Genomic DNA, 23,161 nt, shown 5'->3' with positions numbered 1-23,161 from the left:
CCGTAAAGTAGCAAAAACGTTTGGGAGAGGGAATATTTGTGACGAAAGTCAAATTCTTTGAAGTTATCAACGATTTTTGCAGAGGGGCTGCGCCAAGCCATTGAGGGATAAATAGAAACGGCGCCATCAGGCGCCGTTGTCCATTCGGGAAAGCCAGATTACGGGATCCGGCCGCCCGCTGGCAGATCCTTAGCGGGTGACCACGCCCTCGGGCGTACCGATCAGCACCACGTCTGCGCCACGGTGGGCGAACAGGCCGTTGGTGACCACGCCCACGATGGCATTGAGCTGCATCTCCAGCCCCTTGGCGTCGGTGATGGCCATGCCCTTCACGTCCAGGATGTGGTTGCCGTTGTCGGTGACCACCCCTTCACGCCACACCGGGTTGCCGCCCAGGGCACGGATCTCGCGGGCCACGTATTCGCGGGCCATGGGGATCACTTCCACCGGCAGGGGGAAGGTGCCCAGGACGTCGACGGTCTTGGTGTTGTCGATGATGCAGATGAACTGGTCGGCCACGGCGGCCACGATCTTCTCGCGGGTCAGGGCGGCGCCGCCCCCCTTGATCATGTCGCGGGTGGCGTTGATTTCGTCGGCACCGTCCACGTAGACGGAGAGGGCGTCGATGTCGTTGAGGTCAAACACCTGGATACCAAAGCCCTTGAGGCGCTCGGTGGAGGCCACAGAGCTCGATACCGCGCCCTTGATCTGGTCTTTCATGGTCGCCAGTGCGTCGATGAAGTGATTGACGGTAGAGCCGGTGCCGACGCCGACGATGGAACCGGGCACCACGTATTTGAGCGCAGCCCAACCGGCCGCCTTCTTCATTTCATCTTGAGTCATGATGGATCCTTATGGAAAAAGCGGGCGCATTATATCCAAGCCGCCTCCCCAGAGCGACCATGGCGCTCACCTTATGACGCAAAAATCCCCAAGATGTAAATCGTTTGCCTGTTTATTGAGCCGGGGGGCGGGGAAGGAGGCAATCTCGGATCTCTCCAGCGGGATCACGCAAAGTGCCAGCAGCGGCTGGGGGTGATGATCTGGGGGAGCGGCACGTCCCACTGCTCCTGCGGCACGGCATCCACCTGCTGGCAGTCGTGGGCCAGTCCCAGGGGCCTTGGGCCCAGCCCGTGCTCGTGCCAGCAGGCCAGGGTGCGATCGTAGTAGCCGCCCCCCATGCCGAGCCGGTTGCCCGTGGCATCGAAGGCCACCAGGGGCGTGCAGATGAGATCCAGCATGCTGTGGGGCACCACCTGCTGCACATCGAGCTCTGGCTCGGCGATGCCGTAGCGGTTGCGGGTCATGGGGCTGGTGGCGGTGTAGCGCAGGAAGAGCAGGTGACCTGGAGTAAAGGGGTGGAGCACCGGCAGGAAGACCTCTTTTTGCTGGGCCCAGAGCCAGTGAATGGCGGGCAGGGGATCGAGTTCCCCGTCGTTGGCCAGATAGAGGGCGATGCGCCTGGCCGCGAGGATCCCGGGGTGCTCCTGGAAACGGCTGACCAGTTGCTGGGCCGCCGCCTGTTGGTCTGCCTGGCTCAGGCTCTTTCTGCGCTGGCGGATGAGCTGGCGCAACGTCTGCCGCTCGGGCTGGGTATCCGGCATGGGGACTCCTGTGAGAGGAAGGGGGTGGCGCTACCTTAACAAGGGGCCGGCGGGATGAAAAGCGCACCGGCCAGGGCCGCCTTGGCGGCGGCCCGGGGAGGGACAATCAGGCGCGGGGGGAGGGCGCCGCCACCGCGCTCATCTGGTGCTTGATGAAGACAGCCGCGACGGCGGCCAGGGCCAGCGCCATGGGGTAGAAGCTCATGCTCACTACCGCCAGGGGCGAGAGCGCGAAGATGGAGCCCAGCAGCAGCGCCTGGGCGCCCCAGGGGATCAGCCCCTGCACGACGCAGGAGAAGATGTCGAGCATGGAGGCGGCGCGGCGCGGGGTGACCCCGTGCTGCTCGGCGAGATCCCGGGCCACCTTGCTCGCCACTATGATGGCCACCGTGTTGTTGGCGGTACAGAGGTTGGTGAGGCTCACCACCCCGGCGATGCCGAGCTCGGCCGCTTTCTCGTTCTGTTCGCCGTCGTGGCTGCGGGTGAAGCGGGCGATGAGGGCGCTGATGCGCGCGCTGATCCAGGCCAGGCCACCCTGGCGCTCCATCAGGGCGCCGAGGCCGCCGATGAGCATGGAGAGCAGGAAGATCTCCTGCATGCTGGTGAAGCCCTGATAGATGTCCTTGCTGAACTGGCCGAGGGGATAGCCCCCCAGCATCCCCACGCCGCCAGCGGCGATGATGCCGAGCCCCAGCACCATGAAGACGTTCATGCCAGAGAGCGCCAGCACCAGGATCAGCAGATAGGGCGCGACCTTGAGCACGTCCGCCTCGGCGGTGGGGGCCGGCGCCTCCCCCGTGGAGCCCAGCATTAGATAGGCCAGGATCACCAGCACGGCGGCGGGGGCGGCAATCTTGACGTTCTCGCGGAACTTGTCCTTCATCTCGCAGCCCTGGCTGCGGGTCGCGGCGATGGTGGTGTCGGAGATGATGGAGAGGTTGTCGCCAAACATGGCGCCGGAGAGGATGGTGCCCGCCATCAGCACCGGATCGATGCCGGTGGCCTGGGCGACGCCGAGGGCCACGGGGGCGATGGCGCCTATGGTGCCCATGGAGGTGCCCATGGCGGTGGCAATAAAGGCAGAGATGAGGAAGAGCCCCGGCAGCAGGCACCAGCCCGGGATGAGCGACAGACCGAGGGCGACCGTGGCATCCACCCCGCCGGTGGCCTTGGCCACGGTGGCAAAGGCGCCCGCCAGCAGATAGATGAGGCACATGGCCATGATGTTGCTGTCGCCGACCCCCTTGAAGAAGGTCTCCAGGTTCTTGTTGAACCCCTCACGTCCCAGCATCATGGCCAGCATGACGGCGGGCAGGGCGGCGACGGGGGCGGGCAACTGGTAAAAGGCGAACTCGACCCCCTGCAGGGTCAGCCAGGTACCGGTACCGATAAAGAGAGCAAGAAAGACCAGAAGGGGCAGCAGGGCTCTGGCACTGGGTTGGGTCTGGATCATGTGTTCCTCGAAACTTGAACAATGACCTCCTGTCGCAACCTGTGTCGGGCCGGATTGACTCTACACAGGGCGGGCATCCTGCCACCATGGGGGGCCTACAGTAGTGAGTCGGGGGCAAGGGGTCAAGATAGACGTCCAGATGGATAATTCTTTTTACTTTATGATTCTGTCCTGGGTTTTTGTTTTGTCGATTATTCGGTGTATTGGTTATTTAGTTGATAAAAAATCGGATGCCCGTGGGTGGCCACGCCGGGCTTTTCAAAGGGGGCGCGGGCTGGTAAAACGGTCTCTTTCCAAAATAAAGAGATGAGAGGGTGGAGATGGACAATCCGATCCGTGTGGCCGTGATGGGCTGTAATGGTCGTATGGGCAAGGTGCTGCTGGAGGCTATCGCCAACGCCGAGGGCGTGGTGGTGGGGGCGGCGCTGGAACGGCCGGGCTCTGCCGTGATTGGTCTGGATGCGGGTGAACTCAACGGCTTGGGCCGTCTCGGGGTGGCCATCAGCGACAGCCTGGACAAGGTGCGCGATGAGTTCGATCTCATCATCGACTTCACCCGCCCCGAGGTGACCCTGGCCAACCTGGCCTTCGCCCTGGCTCACGACAAGCGGATGGTGATAGGCACCACGGGCTTTGACGAAGCGGGCAAAGCGGCGCTGCACGAGGCGGGCAAGCAGATCGGCATCGTCTTCGCGTCCAACTACTCGGTCGGTGTCAACCTGGTGTTCAAGCTGCTTGAGCAGGCCGCCAGGGTGATGGGGGATTACACCGACATCGAGATCATCGAGGGGCACCACAGACACAAGGTGGACGCTCCGTCCGGTACCGCCCTCTCCATGGGTGAGGTAGTGGCGAAAACTCTGGGCCGCGATCTCAAGGAGTGCGCCGTCTATGGCCGCGAGGGGATCACCGGCGAGCGGGATCGCAATACCATCGGCTTTGCCACCATCCGCGCCGGGGATCTGGTGGGGGAGCACACCGTCATGTTTGCCGACATCGGCGAGCGGGTGGAGATCAGCCACAAGGCCTCCAGCCGGCTCACCTTTGCCAACGGCGCGGTGCGGGCGGGCAAGTGGCTCAGTGGCCAGCATGCCGGCCTCTACGACATGCAGGATGTGCTCGGCCTGAAATAAGGTGCCGCGAGGAGAGAGGGAGCGCATCCGCGCCCCCGCCCTGATTGCCAGACCCCGGTTCGCCGGGGTCTTTCGTATAGTTTTTGTAGAAACAAGCCTTAGTCATCACTTTTTAAGTGAACCCGCCTAAATCCTGCAATTCTTACAAACTCGCCAAACTCTCGCGACATGGATGTCATCAAAGGGTAACGGGTTTGGGTCTCAATAGTCCCCTATAACCCCCTTTTTCTCTTGTCGTCAATCAGACTAAAAATTCAAACATAGAAAAACGTTTTCCACCGAATTGGTGATTTTTTCTGCCTGTAAAAAGGGGTTTATGTTTAATGTTATTTCTTTTTAAGAAAATCAATTAATTGATTTATATGAAAAAAAATATGATTTGTTTGCTTTGTGGGGCGCACAAAGTGGCTTTTTGTCGGGGTTTTTACTTTTCTTTTCGGGGAGGGGGTTGCAAAGCTATGAAGTGCATAGATAATGGGTAATGTTGCTTGTTTATTGAATTTAGATGCATTTCAGACGAGAAAAGACGTTGAAATGAGATCGTTTTTAAGTAGAATGCGCCCAATTTGCCAGAAATCTGCCGGGTTTGAACCCTGTTTCAAACAGCGTCCGGACCCGCAACACCCAGGTAAATTGCTGAATTTAAAGCTAAATAACTGGAGGTTGTCTTGAATCACACTGCATTGCTAGTGCTGGAAGATGGAACTGTGTTCAAAGGCGTGTCGATAGGCGCCGAGGGATGTTCCGTTGGTGAAGTGGTTTTCAACACGTCGATGACGGGTTACCAGGAAATCCTCACTGATCCCTCTTATTCCCGTCAGATCGTTACCCTCACTTACCCCCATATAGGCAACACCGGCACCAACAGCGAAGATGAAGAGTCCAGTCAGGTCCATGCTCAGGGCCTCATCATCCGGGACCTTCCGATACTGGCCTCCAACTTCCGCAATCAGCAATCCCTCTCCGATTACCTCAAGTCCCACAACATCGTTGGCATCGCCGACATCGACACCCGCAAGCTGACCCGCATCCTGCGCGAGAAAGGTGCCCAGGCCGGTTGCATCCTGGCGGGCAAGCAGCTTGACGAGGCCCATGCCCTGAGCCAGGCCCGCGCCTTCCCCGGCTTGAAGGGAATGGATCTGGCCAAGGAAGTGACCGTGAGCGAATCCTACCGCTGGACTGAAGGCAGCTGGCAGCTTGGCAAGGGGCACGTGACCCCGGCAGAGGGCGACTTCAAGTACCACGTGGTGGCCTACGACTTTGGCGTGAAGCGCAACATCCTGCGCATGCTGGTGGACCGCGGCTGCCGCCTGACCGTGGTACCGGCCAAGACCCCGGCTGCCGAGGTACTGGCGATGAACCCGGATGGCATCTTCCTCTCCAACGGCCCCGGCGACCCCGAGCCGTGCGACTACGCCATCGAGGCGATCAAAACCTTCCTGGATACCAACACCCCGGTGTTTGGCATCTGCCTGGGCCACCAGCTGCTGGGCCTGGCCTCCGGCGCCAAGACCGTCAAGATGAAGTTCGGCCACCACGGTGCCAACCACCCGGTGAAGAGCCTGGATGACAACACAGTCATGATCACCGCCCAGAACCACGGCTTCGCGGTGGACGAGAACACCCTGCCCGAGTGCCTGCGCGCGACTCACGTCTCCCTGTTCGATGGGTCGCTCCAGGGCATCCATCGTACCGACCGTCCGGCCTTCAGCTTCCAGGGCCACCCCGAGGCGAGCCCGGGTCCGCACGACTGTGCCGGTCTGTTCGACCACTTTATTGAATTGATTAAGCAGTATCGCGCCTAAGAGGATAAAGAGAGCCATGCCAAAACGTAACGACCTACAGAGCATCCTGATCCTCGGCGCCGGCCCCATCGTCATCGGCCAGGCCTGCGAATTCGACTACTCCGGCGCCCAGGCGTGCAAGGCCCTGAAAGAAGAGGGCTACCGCGTCATCCTGGTGAACTCCAACCCGGCCACCATCATGACCGACCCGGAGATGGCCGACGCGACCTACATCGAGCCCATCACCTGGGAAGTGGTGCGCGAGATCATCAAGAAAGAGCGCCCGGACGCCATCCTGCCCACCATGGGTGGCCAGACTGCCCTGAACTGCGCCCTGGCGCTGGAGCAGCACGGCGTGCTCAAGGAGTTCGGTGTCGAGATGATCGGTGCCACCGCCGACGCCATCGACAAGGCCGAAGACCGCTCCCGCTTTGACAAGGCCATGCGCAGCATCGGCCTGGAGTGCCCGCGCGCCGGCATCGCCCACAACATGGAAGAGGCGTGGAAGGTGCAGCAGATGGTCGGCTTCCCCTGCATCATCCGTCCCTCCTTCACCATGGGGGGCTCCGGCGGCGGTATTGCCTACAACACCGAAGAGTTCGTGGAGATCTGCGAGCGCGGCCTGGACCTGTCGCCGACCAAAGAGCTGCTCATCGACGAATCGCTCATCGGCTGGAAAGAGTACGAGATGGAGGTGGTGCGGGATCGCAACGACAACTGCATCATCGTCTGCGCCATCGAGAACTTCGACCCCATGGGCATCCACACCGGTGACTCCATCACGGTCGCGCCAGCCCAGACGCTGACCGACAAGGAGTACCAGATCATGCGCAACGCCTCCATGGCGGTGCTGCGCGAGATCGGTGTCGAGACCGGCGGCTCCAACGTCCAGTTCGGTATCAACCCGAAAGACGGCCGCATGGTCATCATCGAGATGAACCCGCGGGTGTCCCGCTCCTCCGCGCTCGCCTCCAAGGCGACCGGCTTCCCCATCGCCAAGATCGCCGCCAAGCTCGCCATCGGTTACACCCTGGACGAGCTGATGAACGACATCACCGGTGGTCGCACCCCGGCCTCCTTCGAGCCGGCCATCGACTACGTGGTCACCAAGGTACCGCGCTTCAACTTCGAGAAGTTTGCCGGCGCCAACGACCGTCTGACCACCCAGATGAAGTCCGTCGGCGAAGTGATGGCCATCGGCCGCAACTTCCAGGAGTCCCTGCACAAGGCCCTGCGCGGCCTCGAGACCGGCAAGACCGGCTTCGACCCCATGGTCGACCTCAATGCCCCTGACTCCCTGACCCGCATCCGCCACGAGCTGCAGGATGCCGGTAGCGATCGCATCTTCTACATCGCCGACGCCTTCCGTGCCGGTCTCTCCATGGACGGCGTGTTCCGCCTGACCAAGATTGACCCCTGGTTCCTGGTGCAGATTGAAGAGCTGGTCAAACTCGAAGAGCAGGTGAAAGAGCGCGGCATGGCCGGCCTGGACGCCGACTTCCTGCGCGCCCTCAAGCGCAAGGGCTTTGCCGATGCGCGTCTGGCCAAGATCCTGGGCGTGGCCGAAGGCGAAGTGCGTAAATTGCGCGCCCGTCACAACATCTTCCCGGTCTACAAGCGGGTCGATACCTGCGCGGCCGAGTTTGCCACCAACACCGCCTACATGTACTCCAGCTACGACGAGGAGTGCGAGGCCAACCCCACCAACCGCGACAAGATCATGGTCATCGGTGGCGGCCCGAACCGTATCGGTCAGGGCATCGAGTTCGACTACTGCTGCGTGCACGCGGCCCTGGCCCTGCGCGAAGACGGTTACGAGACCATCATGGTCAACTGCAACCCGGAAACCGTCTCCACCGATTACGACACCTCCGACCGCCTCTATTTCGAGCCGGTGACCCTGGAAGACGTGCTGGAGATCGTGCGGGTCGAGCAGCCCAAGGGCGTCATCGTCCAGTACGGCGGCCAGACTCCGCTCAAACTGGCTCGCGCCCTGGAAGCCAACGGCGTGCCGGTGATTGGCACCAGCCCCGATGCCATCGACCGTGCCGAAGACCGCGAGCGCTTCCAGTCCGCCGTCGAGCGTCTGGGCCTCAAGCAGCCGGAAAACGGCACCGTCACCGCCCTGGAGCAGGCCGTGCAACTGGCCACGCGCATCACCTACCCGCTGGTGGTTCGCCCCTCCTACGTGCTGGGTGGCCGCGCCATGGAGATCGTCTATGACGAGCAGGACCTGCGCCGTTACTTTGCCGAGGCGGTGAGCGTCTCCAACGAGTCGCCTGTGCTGCTGGACCGCTTCCTGGACGACGCCACCGAGGTGGACGTGGATGCCATCTGCGACGGTACCGACGTGGTCATCGGCGGCATCATGGAGCACATCGAGCAGGCCGGTATCCACTCCGGTGACTCCGCCTGCTCCCTGCCGCCCTACACCCTGTCCAAGGCCATTCAGGACGAGATGCGCGAGCAGGTGCGCAAACTGGCCCTGGAGCTCGGCGTGGTCGGCCTGATGAACGTGCAGTTCGCGGTGAAAGACAACGAGATCTACCTCATCGAGGTGAACCCCCGTGCCGCCCGTACCGTGCCGTTCGTCTCCAAGGCCACCGGCGCGCCGCTCGCCAAGATCGCCGCCCGCGTGATGGCCGGTCAGAGCCTGAAAGAACAGGGCTTCACCACCGAGATCATCCCGCCCTACTACTCCGTGAAAGAGGTAGTGCTGCCGTTCGCCAAGTTCCCGGGTGTCGACCCGCTGCTGGGCCCGGAGATGCGCTCTACCGGTGAAGTCATGGGGGTGGGCAGCAGCTTCGCCGAGGCGTACGCCAAGGCTCAGCTGGGTGCCGGCCACCAGGTGCCGCGCGAAGGTCGCGCCCTCTTGTCCGTGCGCCACGGCGACAAGGAGCGGGTGGTCAACCTGGCCGCCAAGCTGCTGGAGCTCGGTTATGACCTCGACGCCACTCACGGCACTGCGGTGACCCTGGGGGAGGCGAGCATCAACCCGCGCCTGGTCAACAAGGTGCACGAGGGGCGTCCGCACATCCTGGATCGCATCAAGAACGGCGAGTACACCTACATCGTCAACACCGCCGAGGGGCGTCAGGCCATCGAGGACTCCAAGCAGCTGCGCCGCGGCGCCCTGCAGCACAAGGTGGCCTACACCACCACGCTGCACGCGGCCTTCGCCACCTGCATGGCCATCACCGTCGATGCCACCGCCAACGTAAGCTCGGTGCAGGAGCTGCACGAGAAGGTGAACAACCGCTAAGAGCGCCGGCAGCACGCTGCCCGCTCGATGCACGCAAACCCCGCCAGCAATGGCGGGGTTTTTTATTGCCTGTGCCCTGTCAAACCAGAGGTACCGTCCGGAAGCAACATGGATGACATGGCGAATAATGCATCAGGGGTGGTGAAACTCACCCCGTTAATGAACTTTTACTGTATCAGCATTGCTTAGTTGGCATATTCAAGTGCAATCTTCGCAATCTCTCTCCCTCCCGGCCTCCCTATACTGGGTACTTATACAAACAAGGTCGTCTGCGCCGATACACCGAAAGGTTGCGTGCGAGAGGATCAGCGCCCGCAGCCCAATCCGGCTGCCGTGGCCGGCCCCGGTGACCGACGGGGGCCACCGGAAAACCGGTCGCGGGGTTACCGCCGCGCGACTCGTCAGGGCCGGCGTTACCGCGCCAACCCGCTTCCCCTCCTTGCTCCGCCCGTTGTCAGTCGCCCGGCGCCCCGCATATCAGCCAAGGGAATCAGAATATGAGCTTCGATCATCGCAAATACCGTCGTGCCCCCGTGATCAACCTGGCGGATCGCCAGTGGCCCAACCGGGTGCTGGAGCGGGCGCCGCTCTGGTGCGCCGTGGATCTGCGCGACGGCAACCAGGCGCTGGTCGAGCCCATGACGGTGGCCCAGAAGCTGCAGATGTGGGCGCTGATGACCCACATCGGCTTCAAGCACATCGAGGTGGGTTTCCCTGCCGCCTCCCAGCCTGATTTCGACTTCGTGCGCGAGCTTATCGAGCGCAACCTGATCCCCGATGACGTCACCATCCAGGTGCTGGTGCAGGCCCGGGAAGATCTGATCGCCCGCACCTTCGAGGCCCTCAAGGGGGCGAAGCGGGCCATCGTCCACGTCTACAACTCGGTCAACCCGACCCAGCGCAACTATGTGTTCAACACAGGTCGCGACGGGGTCAAGGCTATCGCCGTGCAGGGGGCGCGCTGGGTGCGGGAGTACGCGGCCCGCAACCCGGGGACCGAGTGGAGCTTCCAATATTCGCCGGAGAGCTTCAGCAGCACAGAGGTGGAGTTCGCCGTCGAGGTGTGCGACGCCGTCATCGACGAGTGGCGCAGCGCTTCCCGTCCCATGATCCTGAATCTGCCCGCCACCGTGGAGGTGAGCACGCCCAACGTGTTTGCGGATCAGGTGGAGTGGTTCTGCCGCCACCTGAAGGCGCGCCCCGAGGTGTGCATCTCCATCCACACCCACAACGATAGAGGCTGCGGGGTGGCTGCCGCCGAGCTGGCGGTGCTGGCGGGGGCGGATCGCATCGAGGGCACCCTGCTCGGCAACGGGGAGCGCACCGGCAACATGGACATCGTCACCATGGCCATGAACCTCTACAGCCAGGGGATCGATCCCGAGCTCAACCTCTCCGACATGGATGCCATCGTCGCGACCGTCGGGGCCTGCACCCAGATTGCCCTGCACCCGCGCCACCCCTATGCCGGCGAGCTGGTCTACACCGCGTTTTCCGGCAGCCACCAGGATGCCATCCGCAAGTCCCTGGCGGCGGAGAAGCCGGATCACTACTGGGACGTGGCCTACCTGCCCATAGACCCCGCAGACTTGGGGCGCAGCTACGAGGCGGTGATCCGCATCAACAGCCAGTCCGGCAAGGGAGGGGTCACCTATCTGCTGGAGCGCGATCTGGGCCTGCAACTGCCGCGCTGGCTGCAGATCGACTTCAGCCGCCGGGTTCAGGCCGAGGCCGAGGCAAGCAGCAGCGAGATCAGCCCGGAGCAGATCCGCGCCCTGTTCGAGCGCCACTATCTGGCGCCCGCCCACGGTTACCGGGTGGGCCGCTTCCAGCTCGGCCATGACAGCCAGGAGAGCCTGCGCCTGGAGTTGCAGACTCCGGCGGGGACCCTGCAACTGTGCGGTGAGGGGGAGGGGGCCATCACGGCCCTGGTCAACGGCTGGCAACGCCACACCGGCATGCACATCGATGTGCTCGACTACTCCGAGCATGCTCTCACCGCCGGCACCGAATCCCGCGCCGCCGCCTATGTGCTGCTGAGCGTCGAGGGCATCCGTATGTGCGGGGTGGCCGTGGGTCGCGACGTGGTCAATGCCTCCCTGCAGGCGGTGATCAACGGGGCCGCCCAGCACCAGGCCCTGCGCCAGAGTGCCTGAGCCAGCACGCCTCTTCGCCCATAAAAAACGCCACCGCAAGGTGGCGTTTTTTATGGCTGTCCGGCTCAATCGGCCAGGGCATTGCGCCCGCGCGGGTGGGGCAGGGCGCGCCACAGCTTGCGCGCCGTCACCAGGAAGGGGCGCAGGATGAGCACGCTCAGGCGGCTGTAGCGCTCGTTGTCCCTGGGGCCGACCCCGAAGGAGAGGGGTTCGGGCTGGCTGCTGGTCACATAGAGGGTGCCAAACCACCAGTCCCAGAGGGAGAGGTTGGTGCCGAAGTTGTGGTTGAAGTGACGGGGATCCCGGCTGTGGTGGATCTGGTGCTGGGCCGGGCTGTTGAAGACGTGCTCGATGACGGGGCCAAACGAGAGCCAGACATGGGTGTGGCGCAGGTTGGCGGCCAGGGAGTTGAACAGCAGCACCAGATAGCTGACCCCGAACAGGGTGTAGGGGCGCACGGTGCCGCCACACAGCCAGTGGAAGGCGCCGGCGTAGAGGGCAAGACAGCTCCCCTTGGCCAGCATCTCGCACAGCTTCTCCACCAGATGGATGCGGCTCGCCGTCGGCGGCACCATCACGGTTGCGCTGTGGTGCACCTTGTGAAACTCCCAGAGCCAGCGACTGTGGAAGGCGCGGTGCAGCCAGTAATGCACCAGATCGCTGATGAGAAAGACGCCCAGACCGTAGAGCATCATCAGCCAGCTCGCCTCGGCCAGCCGGGGACGCTCTCCCCACAGCCGGGTCAGGGCCGACTGGACATCCTCCGCCTGCAGCAGCCAGGGGTGGAGCAGGGCCAGGATCGGCAGGATCAGCGCCACATGGAGTAGCGCTCGCACCAGATAGTACTGGTAGTCGAGCAGGGCCGAAGGATGCAGCCAGACGGCCCGGCCCCCGAGAAAACCGGCAAAGCTGCGGGCGCCGGGATCCCCCTGGCGACGGCGATGGCGATAGAGCAGGTAGGCGACCGTGCCCGAGATGAGCAGAAAAGGGGCTCCCAGGCGGCCGTTGAGGTCGAGCAATCCGGTGAGGCAGTGCCAGAGCGGCGTGATCAGCCACTGCTGCACGGGGTCAAAGAGAAGGGTCAGTCTGTCCATGGGGTCCATACCGTGAGCGTCCGGGCGGCGGCATTCTAAATGTAAATCACTCTCGATAAAAGCCCGTGTCGTGCTGTTCATCGGCTTGCAAGGGATGCGACAGAGGTTGCTTGAGCGAGGGTGGTGCCGCTGCCATCAGGCTTTAGCCTTGCGGATCAATCCTCTACAATGAGCGACCATTTGCTCGCCTGACGCAGGTCGGGCACAGTCTCTGTACCGGATGCCTTGATGATCATGTCTCTCTCCTCTCATTCTGTTGTCGTGCGCGGGTTGCCGCTGCTCATCACCTTGCTGCTCGCCGGTTGTGCCAGCGAGCCGCCGGCACCGACCAGCCCGGCGACCCCGGCGGGGCGCCCCATTCCCAAGGCGATGCAGCCACAGAAGCCGGCCGACATGAAGACCCGCATCGTGCGCTTCCTGCCCAAGCAGGTACCGGACAAGCAGGGCTGGGCCAACGACGTGGTGACCGCCCTCACCACCCAGAACTTGACGGTGAGCGATCACAACGTCTGTACCGTGCTGGCGGTGGCGGAGCAGGAGGCCACCTACCAGGCCGATCCCGTGGTGCCAGGCCTTGGCAAGATAGCCTGGAAGGAGATCAACGCCCGGGCTGGCAAGCTGCTCATCCCCGAGTTCATGGTGCGCACCGCGCTCTCCATCAAGTCCCCGACCGGCAAGTCCTATGCCGAGCGGATCGACAAGCTGCGTACCGAGCGGGAGATGAGCGAGATTTTTGAAGACATGATAGGCACAGTGCCCATGGGCAAGCAGCTCTTTGGCAACATGAACCCGGTGCGTACCGGGGGCCCCATGCAGGTGAGCATCGCCTTTGCCGAGGCCAACGCCCGCGGCTACCCCTATTCCGTGAAGGAGAGCATCCGCCACGAGGTGTTCACCCGTCGCGGCGGCATCTGGTTTGGCACCAGGCACATCTTCGGCTATCCGGCCGACTACCCCGACACCCTCTATCGCTTCGCCGACTTCAATGCGGGCTGGTACGCGAGCCGCAATGCCGCCTTCCAGGCCGCGGTGAGTCGGCTAAGCGGCAAGAACCTGGCGCTGGACGGGGATCTCATTCGCTACAACTCCGACAAGCCCGGCAATACCGAGCTGGCGGTCTACACCCTCGCCAGCCGGGTCAACATGAGCAAGACGGCCATCAGCCAGAGTTTGAAACTGGGGGATAGCAGCGACTTTGCCAAGAGCGATCTCTACCACAGGGTATTCGCCCTGGCCGACAAGCAGGCGGGCAAGCGGCTGCCCCGCGCCATCCTGCCCGGCATTCAGTTGAAAAGCCCCAAGATCACCCGCAACCTCACCACTGCCTGGTTTGCCAAGCGGGTGGATGAGCGCGAGCAGCGCTGCGTGCAGAAGATGGCGACTATCCGCTGATACCCTTAAACAACAAGGGCGGCCCATTGGCCGCCCTTCTCTTGTGCATCCCTCGCTCCGTCTTTCCTTCTACCTCATCAGCGCTCTGATCCCCCGGCATGCCGGAAAATCACGGCATCCCCAGAACCGTTTTCCCTTGTTGTCACCCCGACTGGCGGTGCGCAGCACCATGGGGCTGCCGCAGTTGGGGCACATGGGACTCTGGTTGTTCGCCTGATGGATGGCCGTTGGTTGAGCCGGGCTGTGAGCGGTCGGAGTGCTGGCGGACACAGGCTTGGCGGGGGCTTCCCCGTGGCGCGCCTTGAGCTGTGCCACATGTTGTCTGTGGGTCTGCCAGTTGGCGGCAAATCGCTCCTGTTGAATGGTATCGACAACGCGAGCGACCTCGCTCTCGGCCAATACCGGGGTGGTTTTCTCCTTGACGTAGCGAATGAGCCCGCGGTTCATCACGTTCTGTGGCATGGGGGTCTTGAAGGTGCAGTCGCCGATAAAGAAGATGACGGAGTGAAGCTGGTGGTCCGCCAACCCCAGCAGGGATTTGAGCGTCATCATGTGCAGGTGGTTCTGGCGCAAGGGGGTCTGAAAGCTGTGCCTGTGGCGATAGATCTGCTGGGCCCAGCTTTATGGGCCGGGTTGCCGAAGATCCAGCCCTTCATGTTCTTGGTCTCGATGACGAAGACGCCGAAGCGGGAGACGATCACGTGATCGATCTGGGTCGTGCCCTGCGGGGTGGGCAGGGTGACGTCCTTGAGCAAGTGGTATTCCCGTCTGTCGAGAAAGAGGCGGATGCTGACATTGATAAACCACTCCCCGATCATCCCCTTGAACCAGGGCGTCTTGATCACCACGGCAATCAGCAGCAGGGGGAGCAGATACCAGAGCTGAGCAAGTAGTGGGGCAATGGCGGCACTGACGTTCATACCACTCATCCTTCATTCATCACCGACTATGGATTTCCCTCGATGGGGATCAGGCTGCGGCATTGCGGATAGCCGGGACAGCCCCAGAAGGTATTGCCCTTGGTATCTCCCCGCTTACTGGTCCGCAGCACCATGGTAGTGCCGCATTTGGGGCAGGCGGGTGCCTGTCCGGCAGTGACTGTTGCTGCTGCACCTTGGTCACTGTCGCTCGCGACCCGCTCCAGCGTGATGCGAACCTCTTCACTGATCCGGATGATCCGCTGGGCTTCGTCATAGGCATCGCGGTACAGCTCGCTGTCATCCGCCCGCCGGATCAGTACCCCCATCTCGTTGTTGTTCACCTGACTGAACTCGTAAAGGTTCAGGCTGGCGATGATGCACATCTCTTCATTGAGGTAGCACTTGGCATGGAGGTTTTTGCAGAAGCTGGTGCGGATATAAGTGAGCTCCTTGAGCCAGCTGATCTCTTCCGGCTGGAGTTCGCTTTTGCCATAGACGATACGCACATCGATCTTGAGGCGGTTCTTGTCAGTCAGCAGCTCCTTGATCCTGTCATTGAGCTTGAGGAAGGGGCTGATCAGAATTAGCCGCTCCTTGGCATCTTTTATCAGCTCTTCAAGGAAATAGTTGGTTGCGCTGGTATTCAGAAATTTGGCCATAACAAACTCCCTGTCCTTGGAAATGTCATGTGTTCTCTGGTCACGGTAGGCAGCAAGACTGATCTCAATCCTCGGCGTAGCACAGCGTCACAGTCTCCATCGCCGCACCTTGTCCCCATGCTAGGAGATACAGGTGGGGCCTGATAGTGGCAATTGGGTCAAATGTGCGCCCAGTCAGAGATTTTGCTTTCGAGGCGGATCATGTCGCCATGCCCTGGGCACTAGAAACTCATCGCCAGCCCGAGGGAGTAGCCGCTGGTGTTGTTGCTGAACATATAGCGGGCCACCAGGCGGGTGCGGGTGACCAGCACCTTGTATTTGCTGCTGTCGAGTTCGATGCCAAGGCCGAGGGAGTTGAGGTTGCTGAAGCCGAGCTGCCCCCTTTGCGCCCCCAGGTATTCGGTTCTTGCCCCCTCCAGCACGTAGCGCAGGGGCCTGTCCAGCAGGGTCCAGTTCCACATGGGGGCGCGGCGGCGCAGGTACAGGCCGAGGTTTTCCGCCTCGGCATGACCCGTGATGCTGTCGGCGGTGCCGGTGAAGCTTTGCAGGTGCTGGTAGGAGTAGCGCAGCTCGGCGTCGATGTCCTGGGACTTGGAGAAGAGCTCGTAGTCGAGCATGAGGGAGCCCCCGAGGCCATAGACATTGAGGGTGCCGCCGTCGAGAAAATCGAGGCTCTTGCCGGTCTTGTGCTTGATCAGGGCCGCCCCGATGCGCAGGTCGCTGGCCACCGTGCCCAGGGTGAAGTTGGCGATGGGGCGCAGCACCAGGTTGCCGCCCTGGCGGTCGCGGTGCAGGTTGAAGTCCCAGCCGATGCCGCCGGTGGCGCTCAGGCTGTTCCACTTGGTGGGAATGGTGCGAGTCTCGTTGCCGTTGGTGAACACGAACTGGGGATCGTAGCGGCTGTATCCCAGGGTGCCCTCGAGATAGATGGGGAAGCTCTCGCTCATGGTGGCGCCGCCGCCGAGCTGGGTGATGGTCAGGGCCGCGCTCTCGTTAGTGCCGCTGCCGATGTCCAGGTTGCTGGCGGTGATGTCCGGCACCACCGTGTAGCTCATCAGGGAGACGACCGCATTGGCGCGTTGCTGCACCAGGCTCTCGTCGCTGGCGTGTGCGCCAGGGCAGAGCAGCCAGAGTCCGGCCATCAGAACGGGGATTGCATGAGAAGAGGGGGTTCGCGCCATACCTAGCTCCATGAGTCTCCCCGTCCACTGGGGAGTCCTCACACTGTAACGTTTTTCGCGGGACTTGGCAGCCAGGCCGGGTGTCAACTGACCATAATCTCTGCCCCGTGATGGCCAAGGTTCGCTGCCGGGGCGTCTGACGAAGGCCCGGGTCGGCCGACCTCGATGCCCTGCCTATGGGCAGAAATAGTGATCATTAATTTATTGTTCAGTTCCCCGGGTGTATAAGAGGCCTCCCATACGAACTTTGGGGTGGTATCAGGGATGGATTACCAGGCGGGGCCTTAGGGTCATCACGACGAATGCGCATTACGTTGATGGGAGTCGCACCAGATGCAGGACATGCTGCTTGCCATATGGCATCAGGATTTTGATCAGCTTATACAAATGCAGGCAATCGGCCTGCTCGTCACCTGCCTGGTGGTGATCCTCTTTCTCGAGTCGAGCTTTGTCTTTCTGCCGTTGCCGGGCGACAGCCTGGTGTTGCTGGCCGGCGGGCTGGTGGGCATGGGGGTACTGGGGCCCGAGGTGACGCTGCTCTACCTGCCGCTCGCCGCCGGGATAGGCAGCGTGCTCGCCTACTGGCAGGGCCAGGCGCTTCATGGCACCCGCTTCATGGGCCATGTGGAGCGGATGATCCCGGAGGGGAGCCTGCCCCGGGCCTCCAGGCTGCTCGATCGCTACGGCTTCTGGGCCATGTTCGTCTCCCGCTTCATCCCTTTCGTCCGGGTGCTGACTCCCATGCTGATGGGGGTGTCCCGCCTCAACCTGTTGCGGGTGGCGATGGTCAGCTTCGCCAGCGCCTTCCTCTGGTCCCTGCTGCTCAGCCTGGTTGGCAAGGCCATGATGGCGACCCCGGTCCTGGCCAATCACCACGAGCTGTTGACCAAGTGCCTGCTGATCACCTCCTTTGCACTCTTCATCATCGCGGTGGCCGCCATCGGCATGCGGCTGCTCAAGCGCCGGACCAAGCGGGTGCGCTGACCCCGCTCCTCGGCGGCGCCTTCCCTCGGGCGGGCGCCGTTCATGGAAAAATACAGGCCATTTGAGGCGGCAATCCCGCCGCCTATCTGTTACACTTCGCGCCCGCCATTTTCCGGCTCACTTTCTGACGTGATGTCAGTCCCAGCCGTCCTTGGCCCCAAGCCGCGCCAACGCAGGGCCAGACGCCCGCTCAGGTCACTCACGCCAACTACAGCCCAGCTGGAACACAGGAACCCAAGATGAGATTTGAATCGTTCGATTTTGCCCCCGAGATTTTGCGCGCCATCTCAGATTGCGGTTATCAGGAGATGACCCCTGTGCAGCAGCAAGCCATCCCGGCCGTGCGCCGAGGCCGCGACCTGCTGGCGAGTGCCCAGACCGGGACCGGCAAGACCGCGGCCTTTGCCCTGCCCATCCTGCAACGCCTGGTGGACAATCCGGCGCCGGTGCAACCCTCCAACGCCCGGGTGCTGATCCTGACCCCGACCCGCGAGCTGGCGGCCCAGGTGGCGAGCAACATCAACGACTTCGCCAAGTATCTGGATATCACCACCCTGACCCTCGTTGGTGGCGGCAAGCAGGACGTGCAGGCCAAGCGGCTGAAAGCGGGCGCTCACATTATCGTGGCGACCCCGGGCCGTCTGCTCGAACACCTCACCGCTTGCAACCTGAGCCTCTCCGGGGTCGAGACCCTGGTGCTGGACGAGGCGGACCGCATCCTCGACATGGGCTTCAGCGCCGATGTGCAGCAGATCCTGCAGGCGGTCAACAAGACCCGTCAGAACCTGCTCTTCTCCGCCACCTTCTCCGAGGCGGTGAAGAAGCTCGCGAACCTGATGCTGGACAAGCCCCAGGTGGTGAGCGTCAACAAGCAGAACTCCACCGCCGACACCGTCAGCCACACCGTCTATCCGGTGGAGCAGAAGCGCAAGCGCGAGCTGCTCTCCGAGCTCATCGGCAAGCAGAACTGGCAGCAGGTGCTGGTGTTTGCCAGCACCCGCGAGAGCTGTGACGAGCTGGTGGAAGAGCTGAACCTCGACGGCATCAAGTCTGCCGTGGTGCACGGTGACAAGGCCCAGGGCAGCCGTCGCCGCGCCCTGCGCGAGTTCACCGAAGGCAAGCTGCGGGTGCTGGTGGCCACCGAAGTGGCCGCCCGCGGCCTGGACATCCCGGATCTTGCCTATGTGGTCAACTACGATCTGCCGTTCCTCGCGGAAGACTACGTGCACCGCATCGGCCGTACCGGCCGCGCCGGCAAGAGCGGCATGGCCATCTCCTTCGTCAGCCGCGAGGAGGAGCGCACCCTGCTGGAGATCGAGGCCCTCATCGGCCAGAAGATCCGCCGCATCATGGTGCCGGGCTACGAGGTGAGCAGCCGCGACGATCTGATCAAGCAGCTGCAGGAGCGCCGCCGTTTCGGCAAGCGCCCGGAGCGCGCCGACAATGCCGCCGCCCAGGCCATGGCCGAGTCGAAGCTGCAGGGTCAGCGCCTCAAGCGCCTGGCGGCCGCCAAGAAGCCCCGCCAGCCGAAGTAAGCGCGCCGGGCCACCCCATTGCACTGCAAAGGCGCCACCGGCGCCTTTGCCATCTCTGTCATCACGCGAGGATCCGCCATGACCCTTCCCACCTACAACCAGGCCCTGTTTGACATGGCCAGCCAGAGCCTGGCCGAGCTGGCCCGCACCGCCGCCCAGAAGAGCGGCAAGCGCACCCCGGCCCAGGAGAGCCACTTCCTCTGCACCTGGATGGCGGACTCCCTCAAGGAGAAGCGCTTCTCCCGGCTGGTGATGGAGGACTTGAAGGCGTGGGTGCAACTGGGCCGCACCCTGGGGGCTGGCGCCGATCTGAAAGGCTTGCTGGAGCGGATCCTGCGCCAGTACGAGCGCGCCATGGCCGAGCCCGTGCAGCTGGGGGCCCGGCTGGCCGACCTGCTGGCGGAGCTGGAGGCGGCGGGCTGGCTGGTGCTGACCACCAGCGAGGTGAACGCCAAGCTGCGCCTGCAATCGGGTGGCCAGTCGAGCCTCATCATCAGTGCCAGCGAGTATCAGGGCCACATCGAGGCGGGCGAGCTGGTCAAGCCGCTCACCCTCTATGTGCGCGGTGACGAGCGGGTGCTGGCCGAGGCGGCCTTCGCCCGCGGCCTGCTGCTGAGCCAGGGCAACAAGAAGACCAGCCTCGTCAAGCACCACAAGAGTTATCGCGTGATGCCGGGCAACGAGCAGCCGGCCCTGGCGCTGCTGGCGGGCGCCTGATCCCGGTCGCCACCCGGCATGACCTTCACTACCCGGCCCTGTGCCGGGTTTTTTATGGATGCTCGCCGGTGGCAGGAGGGCGCCATGATGCGGCGCCAAGGGGGCAGCTTTTGTCGTAGCCGGGGAAGGCCCCCTCTGATGGGGGGCGTCCCCCATATGGAGGGGGGGAGGCGCCGTGCTTCTGCTCTAGGGTGGATGGGCCCCGAAGAGGGCCACATGGAAGCAAACCGCCTGATGGCGCCACTCAATGAATGAGGAAAAATGATGAAAGCGACTCCCCTTGCCCTGCTGCTGGCCGGCGTGCTGGCCTCTCCGCTCTGTGCCGCAGGGCTCGACGCCCGGCTCACCCTGGTGGATGGCAGCACCGACGACGTGCGCGTCAACCTGACCCTGACCAATACCGGGGACAAGCCGATCCGTCTGCTCAAATGGCAACTGCCGGGCAGCGAGGATGCCCCCCTGTTCCTGGTGGAGCGGGACGGCCAGAAGGTGGGCTACGAGGGTGCCCTGATCAAGCGGGCGGCCCCGACCGACAAGGACTTCCAGCTGCTCAAGGCTGGCCAGAGCCTGACGGTGCAGGCGGAGGTCTCCGGTCTCTACGACATGAGTGCCCAGGGGCAGTACAGCATCCGCTACCTGCTGCCGACCGTGCCGCAGGAAGGCAAGGCCGCCAAGGCCAAGCAGGCCCAGGCGAGCGAGTCCAATGCGGTGACCCTCTGGGTGGAAGGGGTGAACGATGACAGGGTACAGGCCAAGGTTGCCGTCTCCGAGCCCCAGGCGGTGACCGCCTCGGTCAGCTTCAGCGGCCGCTGCACCAATACCCAGAAGAGCGACATCCTGGCGGCGCTGGATGCGGCCAGCAGCATCACCAACAACTCCAGCAGCTATCTGGCGGTCGACAAGCCGAGCGGCCAGCGTTATCGCAGCTGGTTCGGCGCCTATGACGCCTCCCGCTGGGATCAGGCCGAGACCCACTTCAGCAAGATCAAGGATGCCATCGACAACAAGCCGCTCACCTTCGACTGCGGTTGCAAGCAGAGCTACTTCGCCTATGTCTATCCGGATCAGCCCTACAAGGTCTATCTGTGCAAGAGCTTCTGGACCGCGCCCGTCAACGGGACCGATTCCCGCGCCGGCACCATAGTCCACGAGCTGAGCCACTTCAACGTGGTGGCGGGCACCGACGATCTGGGGTACGGTCAGGCCAATGCCCGCAACCTGGCGAGCACGGATCCCCAGAAGGCGCTGAACAACGCCGACAACCACGAGTATTTCGCCGAGAATACCCCGAGCGAAAACTGAGTGATGAACAGGGGCCGGAAGGCCCCTTTTTGATGGAGGCACCATGATGACACTCCTGCTCACCACCCTGGCGCTGGCCCCCCTGCAGTGCGAACTGTCGGTCAAGGCCGAGAGCGGGGTAAACGAGCCCCTGCCCCTGGTGATGACCCTGACCAACCGGGGGGAGGGGGCGCTGCAGGTCCTGACCTGGTTCACCCCCTTCGAGGGTTGGTTTGCCGATGCCATCGAGCTGCAGCGTGATGGCAGGCCTGTGCCCTACAAGGGGCCCCTGGCCAAGCGCGGCGAGCCCGGGGCCGACGACTTCCTCCTGCTGGAGCAGGGCAGGCAGGAGAGGGCGGATGCGGATCTGACCCTGGTCTACGATCTGTCGCAGCCGGGCCACTATCGACTCAACTACCGCCCCCTGCCGCTGACCCTGGCCGAGGGGCTGGCGCCCAGCTGCCCTACGGTGAACTTTACCCGGGTGGCTACACCCTGAGGCTGTTGACTCTCAGCCAGAAAAAAACAGCCCCGCATAAGCGGGGCTGTTTGTTGGTTGGTACAGGTCAGGGATGGCGGTTTACACGGCCAGATAGTCCATGATCCCTTCGGCGGCCTTACGACCCTCGTAGATGGCGGTCACCACCAGATCCGAGCCGCGCACCGCGTCACCACCGGCAAACACCTTGGGGTTGCTGGTCTGGAAGGCGTACTCGGCCTTCTCCGGCGCCTTGATGCGATCCCGGTTGTCGAGCTCGACCCCGTGCTCTGCCATCCAGGGCTGGGGGTTGGGCTGGAAGCCGAACGCCATCACCACCGCATCGGCGGGCAGCACCTGCTCGGAACCTTCGATCACCACAGGGTTGCGGCGGCCATTGGCATCGGGCTCACCGAGCGCGGTGCTCACCACCTTGATGCCACAGGTGCGGCCATGGGCGTCCAGCTCCACGCCGATGGGCTGGAGGTTGAACATAAATTCCACCCCCTCCTCCTGGGCGTTCTTCACCTCCCGCTTGGAGCCCGGCATGTTCTCGGCATCCCGGCGATAGGCACAGATCACCCGATCGGCCCCCTGGCGGATGGCGGTGCGCACGCAGTCCATGGCGGTGTCACCGCCCCCCAGCACCACTACCTGCTTGCCGGCGAAGTCGATGTAGTCGGCTTGCGCCTTCTCGAAGCCCAGCAAGCGGTTGGCGTTGGAGATGAGGTAGGGCAGGGCGTCGTAGACCCCCGGCGCCTCTTCGTTGGCAAAGCCGCCCTTCATATATTTGTAGGTGCCGACCCCGAGGAAGACCGCATCGAACTCGCCGAGCAGGTCGGCGAAGGTGACGTCACGGCCCACTTCGGTCTCGAGGCGAAACTCCACCCCCATCCCTTCGAAGATCTCGCGACGGCGCTGCATCACCTCTTTCTCCAGCTTGAAGGAGGGGATGCCGAAGGTGAGCAGGCCACCTATCTCCGGGTACTTGTCGAACACCACCGGGGTTACGCCATTGCGTGCCAGCACGTCGGCGCAGGCAAGGCCGGCCGGGCCTGCACCGATGACGGCGACCCGCTTGCCGGTCTTGACCACCTTGGAGAGGTCAGGGCGCCAGCCCATCTCGAACGCCTTGTCGGTGATGTATTTTTCGATGTTGCCGATGGTCACGGCGCCGAATCTGTCGTTGAGGGTGCAGGCACCCTCGCACAGACGATCCTGCGGGCAGACGCGGCCGCACACCTCCGGCAGGCTGTTCGTCTGGTGGGAGAGTTCCACCGCCTCCAGGATGCGCCCCTCGTTGGCCAGTTTCAGCCAGTTGGGGATGTAGTTGTGGACCGGACACTTCCACTCGCAATAGGGGTTGCCGCAGTCGAGGCAGCGATCTGCCTGCATGCCGACCTGGGCCTGGTTGAAGGGCTCGTAGATCTCCACGAACTGGATCTTGCGGATCTTGAGCGGCTTCTTGGGCGGGTCGACCCGCTGGACGTCGATAAACTGGAATACGTTCTGGCTCATAGGGTTCCCT

17 protein-coding genes and 1 pseudogene are annotated in these 23,161 nt (G+C 63.0%); 10 read left to right on the top strand and 8 right to left on the bottom strand.

All coding sequences use genetic code 11. The features are described 5' to 3' along the window. Positions 1 to 189: 189 nt before the first annotated feature. The 3 genes from rpiA to I6L45_RS18765 form a co-directional block, all read right to left on the bottom strand. On the bottom strand, positions 190 to 843 hold the full coding sequence (gene rpiA / locus I6L45_RS18775; protein ID WP_216982929.1) for a ribose-5-phosphate isomerase RpiA: 654 nt from the start codon (positions 841 to 843) through the stop codon (positions 190 to 192). Between the two features lie 164 nt (positions 844 to 1,007). Next, positions 1,008 to 1,604 carry a 5-formyltetrahydrofolate cyclo-ligase gene (locus tag I6L45_RS18770; RefSeq protein ID WP_216982928.1) on the bottom strand — a complete coding sequence of 199 codons (597 nt, stop codon included), beginning with the start codon at positions 1,602 to 1,604 and terminating at the stop codon, positions 1,008 to 1,010. A gap of 106 nt (positions 1,605 to 1,710) precedes the next feature. Beyond that, positions 1,711 to 3,057 (bottom strand): Na+/H+ antiporter NhaC family protein, encoded by a 1,347-nt coding sequence (locus I6L45_RS18765; RefSeq protein WP_216982927.1) that lies wholly within the window; start codon positions 3,055 to 3,057, stop codon positions 1,711 to 1,713. Between the two features lie 320 nt (positions 3,058 to 3,377). On the opposite strand from I6L45_RS18765, the gene dapB reads away from it, so the two are divergent. The 4 genes from dapB (at position 3,378) to leuA (ending at position 11,392) form a co-directional block, all read left to right on the top strand. Then, positions 3,378 to 4,190 (top strand): 4-hydroxy-tetrahydrodipicolinate reductase, encoded by an 813-nt coding sequence (dapB, locus tag I6L45_RS18760; protein ID WP_043759660.1) that lies wholly within the window; start codon positions 3,378 to 3,380, stop codon positions 4,188 to 4,190. Between the two features lie 668 nt (positions 4,191 to 4,858). Next, a complete protein-coding gene (carA, locus tag I6L45_RS18755; RefSeq protein WP_210550428.1) occupies positions 4,859 to 5,995 on the top strand; it encodes a glutamine-hydrolyzing carbamoyl-phosphate synthase small subunit in 1,137 nt (378 codons plus the stop codon). A gap of 16 nt (positions 5,996 to 6,011) precedes the next feature. Then, the gene (carB, locus tag I6L45_RS18750; RefSeq protein ID WP_043759664.1) at positions 6,012 to 9,236 is read left to right on the top strand and encodes a carbamoyl-phosphate synthase large subunit; all 3,225 of its coding nucleotides are present in this window, start codon (positions 6,012 to 6,014) and stop codon (positions 9,234 to 9,236) included. 497 nt (positions 9,237 to 9,733) lie between these two features. Further along, positions 9,734 to 11,392: a 2-isopropylmalate synthase gene (leuA, locus tag I6L45_RS18745; protein WP_216982926.1), complete on the top strand. Its 1,659-nt coding sequence runs from the start codon at positions 9,734 to 9,736 to the stop codon at positions 11,390 to 11,392. A gap of 65 nt (positions 11,393 to 11,457) precedes the next feature. On the opposite strand, the gene I6L45_RS18740 is transcribed toward leuA, so the two are convergent. After that, the gene (locus I6L45_RS18740; protein ID WP_216982925.1) at positions 11,458 to 12,486 is read right to left on the bottom strand and encodes a sterol desaturase family protein; all 1,029 of its coding nucleotides are present in this window, start codon (positions 12,484 to 12,486) and stop codon (positions 11,458 to 11,460) included. A 234-nt stretch (positions 12,487 to 12,720) separates the two neighbouring features. On the opposite strand from I6L45_RS18740, the gene I6L45_RS18735 reads away from it, so the two are divergent. After that, entirely contained in the window at positions 12,721 to 13,878 is a 1,158-nt protein-coding gene (locus tag I6L45_RS18735) for a DUF1615 domain-containing protein (RefSeq protein WP_216984246.1), read from the top strand. Between the two features lie 69 nt (positions 13,879 to 13,947). On the opposite strand, the pseudogene I6L45_RS18730 reads toward I6L45_RS18735, so the two are convergent. From I6L45_RS18730 to I6L45_RS18720, 3 genes and pseudogenes are all read right to left on the bottom strand, one after another. After that, positions 13,948 to 14,798: pseudogene (locus tag I6L45_RS18730) on the bottom strand (NERD domain-containing protein). Between the two features lie 26 nt (positions 14,799 to 14,824). Then, a complete protein-coding gene (locus tag I6L45_RS18725; RefSeq protein ID WP_216982924.1) occupies positions 14,825 to 15,457 on the bottom strand; it encodes a topoisomerase DNA-binding C4 zinc finger domain-containing protein in 633 nt (210 codons plus the stop codon). 221 nt (positions 15,458 to 15,678) lie between these two features. Next, positions 15,679 to 16,599 carry a hypothetical protein gene (locus tag I6L45_RS18720; RefSeq protein ID WP_246877042.1) on the bottom strand — a complete coding sequence of 307 codons (921 nt, stop codon included), beginning with the start codon at positions 16,597 to 16,599 and terminating at the stop codon, positions 15,679 to 15,681. Positions 16,600 to 16,971: 372 nt separating this feature from the next. Here I6L45_RS18720 and I6L45_RS18715 point away from each other — a divergent pair, with 372 nt between their 5' ends. The 5 genes from I6L45_RS18715 to I6L45_RS18695 all read left to right on the top strand — a co-directional run bounded on the left by I6L45_RS18715 (position 16,972) and on the right by I6L45_RS18695 (position 21,654). Continuing rightward, positions 16,972 to 17,622 carry a DedA family protein gene (locus tag I6L45_RS18715; RefSeq protein ID WP_216982922.1) on the top strand — a complete coding sequence of 217 codons (651 nt, stop codon included), beginning with the start codon at positions 16,972 to 16,974 and terminating at the stop codon, positions 17,620 to 17,622. A 239-nt stretch (positions 17,623 to 17,861) separates the two neighbouring features. Next, the gene (locus I6L45_RS18710; protein ID WP_210550436.1) at positions 17,862 to 19,157 is read left to right on the top strand and encodes a DEAD/DEAH box helicase; all 1,296 of its coding nucleotides are present in this window, start codon (positions 17,862 to 17,864) and stop codon (positions 19,155 to 19,157) included. A 78-nt stretch (positions 19,158 to 19,235) separates the two neighbouring features. Next, a complete protein-coding gene (locus I6L45_RS18705) occupies positions 19,236 to 19,874 on the top strand; it encodes a DUF2913 family protein (protein ID WP_043759685.1) in 639 nt (212 codons plus the stop codon). Between the two features lie 261 nt (positions 19,875 to 20,135). Continuing rightward, on the top strand, positions 20,136 to 21,176 hold the full coding sequence (locus I6L45_RS18700; RefSeq protein ID WP_216982921.1) for a M35 family metallo-endopeptidase: 1,041 nt from the start codon (positions 20,136 to 20,138) through the stop codon (positions 21,174 to 21,176). A 43-nt stretch (positions 21,177 to 21,219) separates the two neighbouring features. Then, positions 21,220 to 21,654, top strand: a complete 435-nt coding sequence (locus I6L45_RS18695) for a protease (RefSeq protein ID WP_216982920.1) — start codon at positions 21,220 to 21,222, stop codon at positions 21,652 to 21,654. Positions 21,655 to 21,735: 81 nt separating this feature from the next. Here I6L45_RS18695 and I6L45_RS18690 read toward each other — a convergent pair whose 3' ends face one another. Beyond that, entirely contained in the window at positions 21,736 to 23,151 is a 1,416-nt protein-coding gene (locus I6L45_RS18690) for an FAD-dependent oxidoreductase (RefSeq protein WP_216982919.1), read from the bottom strand. Between the last annotated feature and the right edge of the window lie 10 nt (positions 23,152 to 23,161).

It is taken from the genome of Aeromonas sp. FDAARGOS 1415 (assembly GCF_019048365.1).
In the GTDB taxonomy this organism is placed as follows: domain Bacteria; phylum Pseudomonadota; class Gammaproteobacteria; order Enterobacterales; family Aeromonadaceae; genus Aeromonas; species Aeromonas taiwanensis.
This window is presented reverse-complemented; position numbering and strand designations above follow the sequence as displayed.

Coding starts and splice junctions, on each gene's coding strand:
- rpiA (WP_216982929.1), bottom strand. CDS start 843: ATGACTCAAGATGAAATGAAGAAGGCGGCCGGTTGGGCTGCGCTCAAA.
- I6L45_RS18770 (WP_216982928.1), bottom strand. CDS start 1,604: ATGCCGGATACCCAGCCCGAGCGGCAGACGTTGCGCCAGCTCATCCGC.
- I6L45_RS18765 (WP_216982927.1), bottom strand. CDS start 3,057: ATGATCCAGACCCAACCCAGTGCCAGAGCCCTGCTGCCCCTTCTGGTC.
- dapB (WP_043759660.1), top strand. CDS start 3,378: ATGGACAATCCGATCCGTGTGGCCGTGATGGGCTGTAATGGTCGTATG.
- carB (WP_043759664.1), top strand. CDS start 6,012: ATGCCAAAACGTAACGACCTACAGAGCATCCTGATCCTCGGCGCCGGC.
- leuA (WP_216982926.1), top strand. CDS start 9,734: ATGAGCTTCGATCATCGCAAATACCGTCGTGCCCCCGTGATCAACCTG.
- I6L45_RS18740 (WP_216982925.1), bottom strand. CDS start 12,486: ATGGACAGACTGACCCTTCTCTTTGACCCCGTGCAGCAGTGGCTGATC.
- I6L45_RS18735 (WP_216984246.1), top strand. CDS start 12,721: ATGTCTCTCTCCTCTCATTCTGTTGTCGTGCGCGGGTTGCCGCTGCTC.
- I6L45_RS18725 (WP_216982924.1), bottom strand. CDS start 15,457: ATGGCCAAATTTCTGAATACCAGCGCAACCAACTATTTCCTTGAAGAG.
- I6L45_RS18720 (WP_246877042.1), bottom strand. CDS start 16,599: ATGGCCGGACTCTGGCTGCTCTGCCCTGGCGCACACGCCAGCGACGAG.
- I6L45_RS18715 (WP_216982922.1), top strand. CDS start 16,972: ATGCAGGACATGCTGCTTGCCATATGGCATCAGGATTTTGATCAGCTT.
- I6L45_RS18710 (WP_210550436.1), top strand. CDS start 17,862: ATGAGATTTGAATCGTTCGATTTTGCCCCCGAGATTTTGCGCGCCATC.
- I6L45_RS18705 (WP_043759685.1), top strand. CDS start 19,236: ATGACCCTTCCCACCTACAACCAGGCCCTGTTTGACATGGCCAGCCAG.
- I6L45_RS18700 (WP_216982921.1), top strand. CDS start 20,136: ATGATGAAAGCGACTCCCCTTGCCCTGCTGCTGGCCGGCGTGCTGGCC.
- I6L45_RS18695 (WP_216982920.1), top strand. CDS start 21,220: ATGATGACACTCCTGCTCACCACCCTGGCGCTGGCCCCCCTGCAGTGC.
- I6L45_RS18690 (WP_216982919.1), bottom strand. CDS start 23,151: ATGAGCCAGAACGTATTCCAGTTTATCGACGTCCAGCGGGTCGACCCG.